The organism is Paenibacillus sp. JJ-223, assembly GCF_927798175.1.
GTDB classification, from domain to species: Bacteria; Bacillota; Bacilli; order Paenibacillales; family Paenibacillaceae; genus Paenibacillus; species Paenibacillus hubeiensis.
The window spans coordinates 376337-388317 of the sequence record NZ_CAKMMP010000003.1 but is presented as its reverse complement, the minus strand read 5'-3'; the positions used below and the strand labels follow the sequence as shown (position 1 = coordinate 388317).

At 45.5% G+C, this 11981-nt stretch carries 16 protein-coding genes; 9 read left to right on the top strand and 7 right to left on the bottom strand.

Annotated features, from left to right (window positions below; genetic code table 11):
- Positions 1–97 precede the first annotated feature (97 nt).
- The 3 genes from L6H98_RS08025 to L6H98_RS08015 all read right to left on the bottom strand — a co-directional run bounded on the left by L6H98_RS08025 (position 98) and on the right by L6H98_RS08015 (position 2914).
- On the bottom strand, positions 98–595 hold the full coding sequence (locus L6H98_RS08025; protein WP_236414174.1) for a DinB family protein: 498 nt from the start codon (positions 593–595) through the stop codon (positions 98–100).
- 214 nt (positions 596–809) lie between these two features.
- Positions 810–2009: a PQQ-binding-like beta-propeller repeat protein gene (locus L6H98_RS08020; protein ID WP_236414173.1), complete on the bottom strand. Its 1200-nt coding sequence runs from the start codon at positions 2007–2009 to the stop codon at positions 810–812.
- 110 nt (positions 2010–2119) lie between these two features.
- Entirely contained in the window at positions 2120–2914 is a 795-nt protein-coding gene (locus tag L6H98_RS08015; RefSeq protein WP_236414172.1) for a tyrosine-protein phosphatase, read from the bottom strand.
- A gap of 301 nt (positions 2915–3215) precedes the next feature.
- On the opposite strand from L6H98_RS08015, the gene L6H98_RS08010 reads away from it, so the two are divergent.
- The 3 genes from L6H98_RS08010 (at position 3216) to L6H98_RS08000 (ending at position 5982) form a co-directional block, all read left to right on the top strand.
- Positions 3216–4715, top strand: a complete 1500-nt coding sequence (locus L6H98_RS08010) for an MDR family MFS transporter (RefSeq protein WP_236414171.1) — start codon at positions 3216–3218, stop codon at positions 4713–4715.
- Positions 4696–4971, top strand: a complete 276-nt coding sequence (locus L6H98_RS08005; RefSeq protein ID WP_236414170.1) for a DUF1648 domain-containing protein — start codon at positions 4696–4698, stop codon at positions 4969–4971. The genes L6H98_RS08010 and L6H98_RS08005 overlap by 20 nt, the downstream gene beginning before the upstream one ends.
- Positions 4972–5082: 111 nt before the next feature.
- A complete protein-coding gene (locus tag L6H98_RS08000) occupies positions 5083–5982 on the top strand; it encodes a TetR/AcrR family transcriptional regulator (protein ID WP_236414169.1) in 900 nt (299 codons plus the stop codon).
- Positions 5983–6106: 124 nt separating this feature from the next.
- Here L6H98_RS08000 and L6H98_RS07995 read toward each other — a convergent pair whose 3' ends face one another.
- Entirely contained in the window at positions 6107–6583 is a 477-nt protein-coding gene (locus L6H98_RS07995) for a MarR family transcriptional regulator (protein WP_236414168.1), read from the bottom strand.
- 267 nt (positions 6584–6850) lie between these two features.
- Here L6H98_RS07995 and L6H98_RS07990 point away from each other — a divergent pair, with 267 nt between their 5' ends.
- Entirely contained in the window at positions 6851–7420 is a 570-nt protein-coding gene (locus L6H98_RS07990) for a nitroreductase family protein (protein ID WP_236414167.1), read from the top strand.
- A 124-nt stretch (positions 7421–7544) separates the two neighbouring features.
- Entirely contained in the window at positions 7545–8030 is a 486-nt protein-coding gene (locus L6H98_RS07985) for a nitroreductase family protein (protein ID WP_236414166.1), read from the top strand.
- A 145-nt stretch (positions 8031–8175) separates the two neighbouring features.
- On the opposite strand, the gene L6H98_RS07980 is transcribed toward L6H98_RS07985, so the two are convergent.
- The 3 genes from L6H98_RS07980 to L6H98_RS07970 all read right to left on the bottom strand — a co-directional run bounded on the left by L6H98_RS07980 (position 8176) and on the right by L6H98_RS07970 (position 9507).
- Complete coding sequence (locus tag L6H98_RS07980) at positions 8176–8928, bottom strand: class I SAM-dependent methyltransferase (protein WP_236414164.1); 753 nt, start codon at positions 8926–8928, stop codon at positions 8176–8178.
- 62 nt (positions 8929–8990) lie between these two features.
- Positions 8991–9305: a hypothetical protein gene (locus L6H98_RS07975; RefSeq protein WP_236414162.1), complete on the bottom strand. Its 315-nt coding sequence runs from the start codon at positions 9303–9305 to the stop codon at positions 8991–8993.
- Positions 9295–9507 (bottom strand): helix-turn-helix transcriptional regulator, encoded by a 213-nt coding sequence (locus tag L6H98_RS07970; RefSeq protein ID WP_236414160.1) that lies wholly within the window; start codon positions 9505–9507, stop codon positions 9295–9297. Before L6H98_RS07970 ends, L6H98_RS07975 begins: the two co-directional genes overlap by 11 nt.
- A 224-nt stretch (positions 9508–9731) precedes the next feature.
- Between L6H98_RS07970 and L6H98_RS07965 the strand changes: the two genes are divergently transcribed.
- From L6H98_RS07965 to L6H98_RS07950, 4 genes are all read left to right on the top strand, one after another.
- On the top strand, positions 9732–10184 hold the full coding sequence (locus L6H98_RS07965; protein WP_236414158.1) for a CBO0543 family protein: 453 nt from the start codon (positions 9732–9734) through the stop codon (positions 10182–10184).
- A gap of 149 nt (positions 10185–10333) precedes the next feature.
- Positions 10334–10741: a MerR family transcriptional regulator gene (locus L6H98_RS07960; RefSeq protein WP_236414156.1), complete on the top strand. Its 408-nt coding sequence runs from the start codon at positions 10334–10336 to the stop codon at positions 10739–10741.
- Positions 10742–10744: 3 nt separating this feature from the next.
- Positions 10745–11122, top strand: coding sequence for a carboxymuconolactone decarboxylase family protein (locus tag L6H98_RS07955; protein WP_236414154.1), 378 nt, complete (start codon positions 10745–10747; stop codon positions 11120–11122).
- Positions 11123–11137: 15 nt separating this feature from the next.
- Positions 11138–11848 carry a metal-dependent hydrolase gene (locus L6H98_RS07950; protein WP_236414152.1) on the top strand — a complete coding sequence of 237 codons (711 nt, stop codon included), beginning with the start codon at positions 11138–11140 and terminating at the stop codon, positions 11846–11848.
- Positions 11849–11981 lie beyond the last annotated feature (133 nt).

The following is an 11981-nucleotide window of genomic DNA, read 5'->3' as shown; positions in this document are numbered from 1 at the left end:
CTCCCTTTCTCTTTAGCAACTAACGTCAATCGCCAAAAAGTCGCAGCACACCGGTCATCGAACCGATATACTGCGACTGTTCTGTTCAAATTTTCTTTTAATTCACGCTGTCGTCGGCCGAGGGGCCATACAATCCTGGAACGGGAATGTCCAGGAGTCTGAAGTAAACTCCAAGCTGTGCACGGTGATGGATCATATGGCTAAGACCGAAGGTGCGCAATGCGATTGCCCGCGGGCGCTGCAAAATGACATAATCCCCGCTTCGCAAGGTCCACTCCTCGCCCAGCATTTCCTCGCTGCATTCGGATAACAGCTTTTCCAGTTTTGCGGCGTTCTCGTCGAATTCGTTCAACACATCCGCTCGACTTGTCAAAGCTTCCCGTCTGGGCGGCACAGTCGCCAGATCCAGTTCAGGTCCAACAAAAATCGCGACTTGCCAGTTTACCAGGTTGATTAAGTGCGTGGTCAGCCCGCCGAGCGTCATCGATTTAGCGTGTGGACGCCATTCCATATGCTCATCGGGCAAGCGTTCCAGGATGCGGCGGGTAGAAGCCAGCTCGTGTTTGGCATCGCCAATAATCAGATCTATTGCCACAGTTTACCATCCTCCCTTATATGTACAGAATACTATAAACTTGGACTCGTGGAAAGATCATTTTTGTGCCGCATCAACTCTGTCAGCAAGCATTTCACCGCAAAAAGCAGCCCCTGAGGGCTGCCGGCACATCATAAGGAATTTACTCCAAATGAACCGATCATGATTAAACTTAAGGACGACATGTTCAAATAGAGCATTGGTTTTCAATCGGTCAGCGACCGGTCTTTACTCCGCTGATTTTCGAGCCATATTGGACTATCATTACGTCTTGGCCAACGAGGGTTGGCAATGGGGTCCCTTTGTACAATACGGAGGCCAACGTTTTTCCACTGTTCGTATCTATGGCCACCAGATTGCCGTTCCCTAAACGGGCATAGGCAATGCCATCACGGCCCGGAATTGACCAATCCACGACCGACACCGGGAAAACGTAAGTTTTATCGGGCTTGGTGATGGAAGGATCGTTCACGGGAAAGCGTGAAACGACCGCTTGTTTTTGACGTTCATCGTATTTGCCGATGACATAGAAGTAACTTCCATCGGATACGACATCGACCGCGCTAAGTTCTTCCACAAAGTCTACAGGGACATAAGAACGGGTAGCCTTAATCTTTCCGCTGCTTAATTCAATTTCATCAATATTTGCCGCATAACCGGCATCGATGCCTTCGGTTACGTCACGGGAGTAAAACGTTTTTCCGTTTGAATACAGGATGTCCTGATGGTCCCCATCGTTTAGCGTCCATTTCACTTTACCGGTCGCGGCATCGATCCCTTTCAAACTGCTCGTTGTTAAACCTCCCGAGATGGTCGTAGATGCGACAAGCATTTTCCCGGTAAGAAGAACGTTATACCCATGTTCGCCGCCTTTTAATTTCCATTTCACTTTACCGTTTGAGGCGTTGTATGCGGTTAGACCATATTCGTCCCCGACATAAATCACCCCATCCGCCAGATGCAAACTGAAATTGGAGTAACTCTCCCCTTTTCCTGGGCGTAATTGCGTTTTAACTTTCCATTGCAATTTACCTGTTTTTGCATTCAGTTTCAGCAGCTGCCCCGTTGTATCCGTAATCCACACCGATTGGCCATCCGTAACTGTTTGTGAAGACGCAGCAGCCCGATAAGTCCAGCGAGTTTTGCCGGACAAAGCATCAAAGGCAATGTATTTACCACCAACCGTGTAGTATAAATCATTCTTGATTAGTGTGGCCTTTATGTCCATTTGATTCAGGTCACCAACTGCTTTGGTCCAAAAGGGTTTAAGGTTCGTGGACGCAACGTTGTCTGCAGACTGGGCCGATACCTGGTTGGTATCCACCCAAAACGATGAGACTGGCGATAAGAGAAAAGTTATGGCTAATCCTGTTTTGACGAATCTGGACAATGTTTGTTTTCCAATCGAATTCATTGTTTCTGTTCCTCCTGTTATTCCGGATTTAGTGTCAATTGTAATCCTACTCACTAGTTTTTTCAAGAACCTATCGTTTCTAGAAGTACTACGTATGCTGCCGTTATGCCTCATTCGAGTACGAGTTCCTTGAAGGTTTCAAGATGCTTTTCGGGAATATCGCATTCGTTTATCAAATAGTTTTCTATGGTGCCATGGCGAGCCAGAATGGGTTGAAGCACATCCTCCAGATAGTCGCGCCTTACCTCCAATATAGGTTTGATCCGTTCTGCCGGCACGCGGTAAAAACTCATGAAACGAATCATGTTCTCCGCTTTTTTCATGCGAGGTCCAATGCGTACATTGGAATACAGGTAATCCTTCAGGACGTGATCATACGGAACGTTGAGAAAAAGCTGGATGATCGCCACGATAAATCCGGTTCGGTCTTTGCCTCCGGTGCAATGAATCAGAACGGGCAATTTTTCTTTCCTGGATAACAAACTGAAAATGTTTTTGATCGTGGATTGGGATCCGTTCCCCATATGAAAATACATGTCCTTCATCTGTTGTTCAAAGTTAATCTCGCTCCCATGCCGGATCAAATATTTCATGAATTCAAGCCTGGTAAACGCTTGGCTTTTGTCCTGCATAGGCAGATTAGCGACCTCGATCCCCCGATTCAGCATGCGGCTCTTTTTGGACTGTTGTTCGGTCTCCGTCCTCAAATCACAAATCAATTGCATGCCGGTCTGTTCCAGCCGCGCAATGTCCCTTCTCGAAAGCTTGGATAAATCGTCCGAGCGGAACAAATGCCCTCTCTTCACTCTCTTGCCGTCGGTCGTGTTATAACCCCCAAAGTCCCTGAAGTTGCCCAACCCGTCAAAAGAAGATATGATGCCGTGCTCTTTGTTGTTCTTGTCCATGTTCGCTTCCTACTTTCTGATCTCACATTCATGTAAAGTATTTACACCGATACTCGTTCTTGAAAACTAATAACCATCATAATTTGACTAACTGGTTTTGTAAAGAACCATATGTTCAAAAATGTGTTTTATCGCTTCGTCTAATGATTGACACAACGTCATGTGAAGGATATGATGTATCGTGACTTATTGGTTTTATATAAAACTAATAGGTTAAGAAAGGCGAAAATATGCCTTGCGGAACGGGCTGAAGCCGGCCAGCCTTGTCCCGTCAAATCCTCATGAAAGCAGGTATTCATGCATGTCTCAACATTCATTACTTCAGGAACAGCCCAAAGAAAGTTCATTTTCCATTCGACCGTATCTACCGCCGCTGATCGCGATCGTCATCGGAACGTTTATGGTTATTCTGGATAGTACGGCGGTGAACGTCGCCCTTCCGACTTGGGTGCGGGATTTCGGCGTTACGCTCCAAACGATGCAGTGGGCGGTCACCGCTTATACGTTAGCTCTCTCTGCAGTCATTCCACTGGCAGGGTGGCTTTCGGACAAATTTGGCGCTAAGCGAGTGTTCCTGAGTTCCATCGGATTTTTCACGCTTGGTTCTCTGCTGTGCGCATTTGCTCAAACGTCCGGACAGCTCATTCTTTTTCGGGTCATTCAAGGTTTAGGAGGAGGAATGGTTTCTCCGGTCGGAATGGCGATGGTGTATCGCCTGGCGCCTCCTGACAAACGTGGGTCAATTATCGGCATGCTGGGCATACCGATGCTTCTCGCTCCTGCTCTCGGGCCGGTTATATCCGGATGGTTGGTTGAATACGTGAGCTGGCATTGGATTTTCTGGATTAACCTTCCGATCGGGTTGGCAGGAATATGGATCGGCATGAAGCACCTGCCCTCCTTCCAATCCCAAGCAAACCCTCGTTTGGATGTGTTGGGCTTATTTCTCGGCCCTGCTGCTTTTGCTTGTCTGACGTTCGGCTTCAGCGAAGCAGGGAGCGGCTTGGCCTCTTCATACGCTCTTTGGGGCTTGTCGGCGGGTACCGTTTTGCTGGCACTCTTCGTCATCTCCTGTTTAGTGCAGCGAGAACCGCTTCTTGAATTGAGCGTTATGAAGTCCGGGCCGTTTACGATCGGAATAATAACCTCCTGGATCATGCAAACGGCTCTGTTCGGTACCGTGCTTTTATTTCCGCTGCTCCTTCAGCAGGTCAAGCAATTGGGACCACTGGCAACAGGCCTTCACCTTTTGCCTCAGGCGATCGGTTCGATGATCTTCATGCCATTGGCCGGAAAATGGTTTGACAAAATGGGGGCGCGTCCTCCATTGACTGTGGGCATGCTGCTGATCTCAGGCGGGCTTTTTGCCATGTCGATTGTGGGAACGGATTACGGTCCTTCCTTCATCATGCTCATTTTGTTTGCGCTCGGTTCAGGGATGGGTCTGTCAATGATGTCGCTTAACACTTACGTATTGAACGCCACGCCGCCCCAGATGGTTAGCCGGGTTACTCCGCTAACGAGCGCTTCCCAACAAGTGGTGTCATCCTTTGCGATTGCCGGTTTTACGGGTTATCTCTCGTCACGCATCACGAATAACGCAGGCAAAGAGCTGTCTGCCATGGATGCTCACACCGCTGCTTTTAGTGACACATTTTGGCTGGCCGCTTGCATCGCGACGGTGGGATTGGTATGCAGCTTTTTGTTGAAGAAAAAAACGCCTTCCGCAAAGAAAGGCTCCTCTTCCTCTGTGAATGACTCAAACGAAAGGATACATGAACATGATCAATTTCCTCTTTAATCCCAAAACGCCTATTCTCGTCACAGTGCTGGCATTGCTAGCGGCCATCATTGCGGTATGGTTTGCTCCATCGGAGCTCCCCATTCACTTTACGAATGGTCAAGCCGACAGGTTTGTCAGTCGATGGGGCGGCTTGTTTGCTCTTCCTGTCTTGATGATTGTTCTGCTCTATCGCCGATGGAGGGAAGGTGCCGGCTGGCTTATTTATGTACTGGCTCTATTGCAAATTTGCATGTTATGGCTCGCTTTGATCTAGGCGTCCCCGAAGCAATCCTTCTTTTTTGCTCTTCGAATATTGGTTATACTTGACTAAGGAGCTGGAGAGGCATTAAACCTGATCCGTAACGAGTGATAAGGAGAACTGAACATGAGTTTATTGAAGGACAAAATCATCCAATCCGCCGTCCGCCTTTTTATGGAAAAAGGCTATCGGGCAACGTCGATTCAAGACATCGCAGACGATTGCAGCATCGCGAAAGGATCTCTGTACAAATTTTTCGAATCCAAAGAAGACTTGTTCGTCAGCATTTTGAAACAACGTCAGCAATCGATGATGGATGGGGTGGAGCGAATTCGTAAATTGGCACTGCCACGCCGGGAAACGTACTTATCCGAAATTACGTGTTTGTTTCAATTCTTTGGCCGCCATGGCTACTATATTTCCCGGGATTATAATGAATTTCCTCCGGGAGGCAGCGACAATATTTCCTCTCTCATTCATCAGATTCAGGTTCAAATGTTCAACTACTACGAGAATCTGTTGTCGAGGCAATACGGTTCGGCCATCTCGAATTGGAAGTGGGACGTGACAGCCCTGTTCAGCGGTCTTGTTCGGGAGTATACTTTTCATTTGTTGTTTGCATACAAACCGATCCCGGCCGAAAAACTGGCGGTATTTATTGCGGAACGGATGGATGATTTGGTGGATGGCCTGCGCAAAGCTTCTCCCCTGCCCTTATTAACACCCGAGCTTATGAAAGAATACGAGGAAGTGGATTTGGGTTCAGCGGTACCCACAAATTCAGGCAGAATCTCTACCTTGTTTCGAACCATACAATCGACCATTCCTGATCTGTATGTTCCGAATGCCCGAAAGAAGGAGCTTCAAGAAGTGGCAATGCTGCTTGAGGAGGAGTTGGCCGGGGACAAGCCGCGGACTTTTCTGATTCAAGCATTGCTTCGGGATTTGGCTGCGGAGCCCGAATTGTCTTTCTATGCCAACCAGCTGCAGCAGCGCTTGGGAGTAATCCGACAAGAGAGGCAGTAGCCGGCTCAAAAAAAATATCCTGCAGCAAAGAGGGCTCCGAACCCGCTTTTCGCTGCAGGATATTCTGCTTTATGGGAAACGTTATTCACGGGCATAAGCCCCAAAAGACATGCGTTTCCTATTCTCATTGGTAAAAGGCAGCCATATCATCGAACAATTTTTTGATAAATTCAAGTTCGGCATTGCTGTATTGACCCAAAAAATCGTACATGCGCTGCTTTTCTTTCGCATGAAGCTCGTCGTGGGCAGCAAACAGCTTTTTCCCGACAGGCGTCAATCGAAAGTATACTTCTTTTTTGTTATCGTTAAGCTGAGCTTTTCGTACCCAACCAGCCTTAAGCAATTTATTGGCGATCTTGGAGGTATTGCCTTTGCTTACATGAATCCGTTCCGCGATGGACGTGATATTGATCGGCTCTTGCTCTCCGATGCATGCAATGGTATGCAGTTCCGTCATGTTCAAGCTGAAGCTGGCATCGATGTGCTTTCGGAGATCCTCAAGGTATGACGCGGATATCCGAGATTCGTATTGTTCTTTGTGTTGAAGAAATTGAATGAAGCTTTCATGAATTGCGTTTTTGTTTTTATTTAAAGTCTCCATGATCTGCTTGGCTCCTTGACTTATTTCTTTTATTATATCACTGCATGTTTTCCTAAGAAACAAAGAGGACCTGTACCTGCTTGCCTTCTCAACGCAATGCTCCAAGCTTGCCTCACGTCGCAATCCCGGGTTGACACTACAGGTAGCACACTGTACAATAATATTGTTTCATATGAAACAATATTATTGTCGTAATTAAAAGTATGTACTTATTCATCTAAATTATTATGTTTTCTTCGGAAACAATAAGAAAGAGAGTGATTCCAAATGAAGGTTGAATCCATCATTAGGGAACGCCGGAGCATACGGAAGTTCTCCGATCAGCCTGTGCCCGATCACCTTATTCAGGATGTATTGAATCAAGCGTCTAATTTGTGCGACTCACAAATGCTGAATGCCATGACGCTTATGTTGGCCCTGTCGCACGAATCCAAAACTCGTCTTTCCCGGTATATGATGGATTCTTTTGCGGTTACCCGGTTTGGCAAGCTCACCCCCAAGCCCCTAAAGGAAACGATGGTGAAGTACTTTTCCGAGGTTCCCGGCCTCGTGGCCGTTGTTGTGGAAGATCATGGTTCGCCGGAGCAACGAGACCGGCAGTATGCAAATGTTTGTTTTTACCTGCAAAACCTGCAGCTGTTAGCTTGGGAAAACGGGATCGGCATGTTTTGGCGCACAGATGAAATGTTGTATACCAGGCCTTTTTTTGAACAACTGGGCATGTCAGAACGTGAACGATTGGTCGGTATTTTGATCTTTGGTTTCATTGACAAAACACCCCGTCCCCGCAAGCGGACGCCTGCCGCAAAAAAATGGAGTCGCTGGCCGCAAACCTGAACGATTTGATGCACTCGTTCCCATCTCTGATTTATTCGTATAACAACGAATATAAACCAATTATATACCAATCTTGATTTAACTTCCCCGGCTTATATCACTTAAAGAAAAGGAGCAGAAGATCATGTTAATTTCGGATGTATTGCACAAAAACGATCGATTTCCTTCCTTCGAACCAAAACCGGTCGACCCTGAAGTGATTCTGCGTCTATTGGATGCAGCGGTATGGGCACCGAATGATGGTCTGCGGGAACCCTGGCGTTTTCTGTTCGTGGAAGGCAAACACTGTGAAGAAGCACTGCCTCTCCACCGTCGCGAAGCCCCGGCGCATCTTGTCGTCATTGCGAATGCCGAAGGCGCCATGCACAAACAAGCGGAAGATTTGGCCGCCGTTTACTGCTTGATTCAAAACTTAAAGCTGCTCGGGATGGACAACGGCATAGGCATTGAGGTTTGCATCGAGGGCTGGATCTATGACGAGACGGTACGCCAAAGATTGGGGATACGGGATCATGAGCGAATAGCGGCAATTCTGAATATAGGGTACGCGGATATCGGAAGCCTATCCCAAAAAGATCAACCCACCCGTCTCCGGATTCGCGAATGTTAATGACGGAACCACGATCTTGACCTGAGCTCGGGACTAGATCGTGGTTCCATTCTTTAAAGAGACAATCGCTATTTTTAGCGACTTTGCATCGTCTGTTTCTTTGTCCACGATAATATGCATCAGCTGCTTCCTCAGCATACCGGAACTATTCACCTTGTTTTTTTCGACAAACACTGATGATGGAAGAAGACGAAGGCGTGAACGGTGTTTTATCCCAGTCTGAATATTGGCTTTCAATCGTAAAGCCGTGGCTGGTCAATAAATGCTTAAGCGTATCATTATCCGTAAAACGACATGCAATTCGCGAAGTTGTTTTCCTGAATCCCCAATCGCGGAAAGTGACCCAGTGCATGATTTGGTTCCTTGCATCATAGGATTGCGTTCCGGATACCTTGACTTTAATTCCATCCTGATCCGTAAATTCTCCCCAGGTCGTCTCCTCTTCGTCAGATAAATCGGTCCCCCAGGGGTTCCGTGTTTCAAAAACAAACATTCCATTGGGCTTTAAGTGTTTGTACACTGTTCCGAGTAAGGCCACTTGATCTTCTTCGCTCAAAAATGCTTGAAATGCATTTCCGGTTAAATAAATCAAAGAAAAACGTTTATCGGAATCGAAGGTAAGAGCATCCGCTTCAATAAACTCCACAGGCAAGCCTTGAGCCTTAAACCGCGCATACGCAAGCATCGCTGCAGAAATATCAACGCCGGTTATATTAATCCCCGATTTTGCTAAATGAATGGTTGCCAATCCTGTACCGCACGCAAGCTCTAACACTTCGCCCGGGCTCGATCTGGCAGCTTCAAGATAGAAATTGTATTTTGTTGTATCCCCGCCGAATTCAAGATCATAATTGATCGGGTCTCGATACTCTTCAAGATTGTTGTGGTTGATCAACATGAATCCGTATCCCTTCTCCCCTTTGATCCCTGTCATTACAGAGATCCAACTTATGCATAACGTCAGTTTTTTGCTGAATAATACAGATTCGCGCCGATCGAGGACAGACAATGAACGACGAATATACCCGTAATGATAAAGAACGATAGAGAGACTCCTTCCATAACCATGGCGACAATCCAAGCAACGGCAAGCGTGACTGTTGTAGCATTCCATGAAAAAGCCTTTGATTTGGTAATACAATACGTGTACCTTTCATCGAGTTCGTACCGCTTTTTGAGCCTGCTCCGGGATACGATGACCGTGATTATGGCTGCAAGCATCCCTGCTATGATCCCTCCGACGCCTACAATCTGGTTCATGACTTCAGGATTCAATGTTTTCGTCCCCCTCGAAAATGAATAATTCCTCAATGCTGCACCTGAAGGTTTGGGCTAACTTGTGTGCCAACACAAGCGAAGGTTTATACTTCCCTGCTTCCAGGGAAACGACCGTTTGCCTGGACACTTTGAGCAGACGAGACAATTCTTCCTGCGTCAATGACGCATCCATGCGCTTAGCGCGGATATGGTTTTGCACGTTAGTCCTCCAAAAACCAAAATGTAAAGTCAGCTTTACATAGCCCACTATACTTTACGTGTAATAATATGTCAATTATGGTTTTTTAACTCTAACCTCCTGCTCTTCGCTGCAGACTCTGAATCAACTGTTTTTTCTGCATTTTTGCCTTGATTCATTATGAAACGGTTCGATGAAGCCAATAATAAGAAATTGATTCGAATGAAACTTCGGGGAGTGATTGCATGCTGAGTAATGTCATTATCGCTTTTGTGATTCCCGTGCTCGTTGGCGGATGGATTCTGCGCAGGAACCTCAACATCCTACTTGCTTTTTATCCATTGGGAGTGGCTACCTCCAGCTGCGTCAACAATGTGGGTTTTAATTTCTTCTGGAATATCCTCCCGAACACCAACAATCAATCGTATGCAGCCCTCCCTATGGATTTAGGTTTATATCCCATGTTCGGATGTCTTATGATATATGCCATTCTTGAAAAAGGGATGAAGCCTTGGCCGACAATACTGGCATCATCCTTCATTTTAACGATTCTGGAGTGGATCGCTAAACAAATGGGCAGGGTAATCTATTTCAATGATTGGAACATTTATTGGACGTTTTTATCCTACGTTCTGCCTTTCGTTTTAGCCTACGGGTATAGCCTTGCTTTCAGAAAAATGTTTAAAGATTTTAAGTAAAACCGTAATGAGCCTCAACGGAACTTCTCCATAATTTTCGGTGCCAGAGGAGTTTGAAAGTCTACAAATTTTCAAAAGAGATAGCTTGACTTAGAGTAAACTCAAAGGTGTAAGATGGGACCAAGTCGACAACAAAAGGAGCTCCTTGAATGAATATTAAAGAAGTTGCGGAAAGAACCGGACTTTCTGCACATACCATTCGATTTTATGAAAGAAGTGGGTTGATTCCGAAAATTAAGAGAAACGATAGCGGAATACGAGAATTTACGGATTCTGAAGTAAACTTTCTTATATTTATGGTAACTCTCAAAAAAACAGGGATGTCCCTTGAAGATATTTCCGAGTTTACAAAAGAAGGGTGCATACTGGAACGTTTGGAATCCGGAGAAATGCCCAAAGAGTCAGTTAGCAATCGACTTTCGATTCTTATGGATCATCAGAATAAGTTACTTGAACAACAACAAAATATTGAATTACTTATTAATGCCGTGGCTCAAAAAATTTCATTCTACGAAAAATACATTGAGGGCACGGGTAAGATAGAGACGGAGGAGTAAAAGATGACAGAAAAAAGATATGAAGTCGGTATACAATTAATGAATGAGGTAGTCGGGGAATCTGGAGGTCATACTCGTGATTTTTTGAAAGGCATTGCCCCTGATTTTGAACGTTTCTTAGTTGAATTCCCATTTGGTGACATCTATAGTCGACCTGGATTGGATCTGAAATCTCGTGAAATTGCGACGATCGCTGCTTTAACCGCTCTTGGTTACGCAATTCCTCAACTGAAAGTTCATATTAATGGTGCCTTAAATGTTGGATGCACAAAAGAAGAGATTGTAGAGATCATGATGCAAATGGCAGTTTATGCTGGTTTCCCCGCCGCTTTAAATGGACTGAATGCGGCTAAGGAAGTTTTTACAACTAGACATCTATAAGAGGGGAATATCAACATGTTAAACCGGAATATTTCTTTTACTTGGCTTGGTTTTGGCGGATTTTATATAAAAACACCCGGAAATAAAGAAATACTTATTGATCCATGGATTAGAAACAATCCCTCCTGCCCCGAAACGATTAAAAACATTGAAAAAGTAGATTACATTTTATTCACACATGCACATCGAGATCATGCTGAAGATGCCGTTTGGCTTGCGCAAACGACAGGTGCCATAGTATTGGCGGGTTGGGAATTGGCATTTATTCTCCAGAAAAAGGGTGTCCAAAATGTTGTTTCGATAAATAAAGGTGGAACTCGAAAATTAGGAGACATTGCGGTTACTGCTGTACATGCAGACCATTCCTCGGCTTTCGTTGATGATGATCAGATTATTTATGGTGGGGAGCCCATGGGCTACGTAATCAAATTCGAAAATGGATACACGGTCTATCATGCTGGGGATACAAACGTATTTGGCGATATGGCTCTAATTGCGGAATTATACGAGCCAGAGCTGGCACTATTGCCAATTGGCGATGCTTATACGATGTCCCCTCGAGAGGCAGCTAAGGCAGTCCGCCTTCTAAATATAAAAAATGTAATCCCGACACATTTTGGCGTATTTGATTTTTTAATCGGTCGACCAAGCGAACTTTCTGCTCTGCTTTCTGATATTGAAGATTTAACGGTTTATGATATATGTCCTGGTGATACGATCCAGTAAAACCAGGTTGGTTTGTGATGAAAATTCCCCTGGCGCTGGAAGATAGGAACTATAATTGAATAACATCCCATCTACTTTGCGGGTGGTGCAGCTTCACTTGTACTATCTGCAAGAGGAAAACTTAAAATAGTGA

Bases quoted from the DNA above. Each gene is read 5' to 3' on its own strand.
- L6H98_RS08020 (WP_236414173.1), bottom strand. From the start codon at position 2,009: ATGAATTCGATTGGAAAACAAACATTGTCCAGATTCGTCAAAACAGGA.
- L6H98_RS08015 (WP_236414172.1), bottom strand. From the start codon at position 2,914: ATGGACAAGAACAACAAAGAGCACGGCATCATATCTTCTTTTGACGGG.
- L6H98_RS08010 (WP_236414171.1), top strand. From the start codon at position 3,216: ATGTCTCAACATTCATTACTTCAGGAACAGCCCAAAGAAAGTTCATTT.
- L6H98_RS08005 (WP_236414170.1), top strand. From the start codon at position 4,696: ATGATCAATTTCCTCTTTAATCCCAAAACGCCTATTCTCGTCACAGTG.
- L6H98_RS08000 (WP_236414169.1), top strand. From the start codon at position 5,083: ATGAGTTTATTGAAGGACAAAATCATCCAATCCGCCGTCCGCCTTTTT.
- L6H98_RS07995 (WP_236414168.1), bottom strand. From the start codon at position 6,583: ATGGAGACTTTAAATAAAAACAAAAACGCAATTCATGAAAGCTTCATT.
- L6H98_RS07990 (WP_236414167.1), top strand. From the start codon at position 6,851: ATGAAGGTTGAATCCATCATTAGGGAACGCCGGAGCATACGGAAGTTC.
- L6H98_RS07985 (WP_236414166.1), top strand. From the start codon at position 7,545: ATGTTAATTTCGGATGTATTGCACAAAAACGATCGATTTCCTTCCTTC.
- L6H98_RS07980 (WP_236414164.1), bottom strand. From the start codon at position 8,928: ATGTTGATCAACCACAACAATCTTGAAGAGTATCGAGACCCGATCAAT.
- L6H98_RS07965 (WP_236414158.1), top strand. From the start codon at position 9,732: ATGCTGAGTAATGTCATTATCGCTTTTGTGATTCCCGTGCTCGTTGGC.
- L6H98_RS07960 (WP_236414156.1), top strand. From the start codon at position 10,334: ATGAATATTAAAGAAGTTGCGGAAAGAACCGGACTTTCTGCACATACC.
- L6H98_RS07955 (WP_236414154.1), top strand. From the start codon at position 10,745: ATGACAGAAAAAAGATATGAAGTCGGTATACAATTAATGAATGAGGTA.
- L6H98_RS07950 (WP_236414152.1), top strand. From the start codon at position 11,138: ATGTTAAACCGGAATATTTCTTTTACTTGGCTTGGTTTTGGCGGATTT.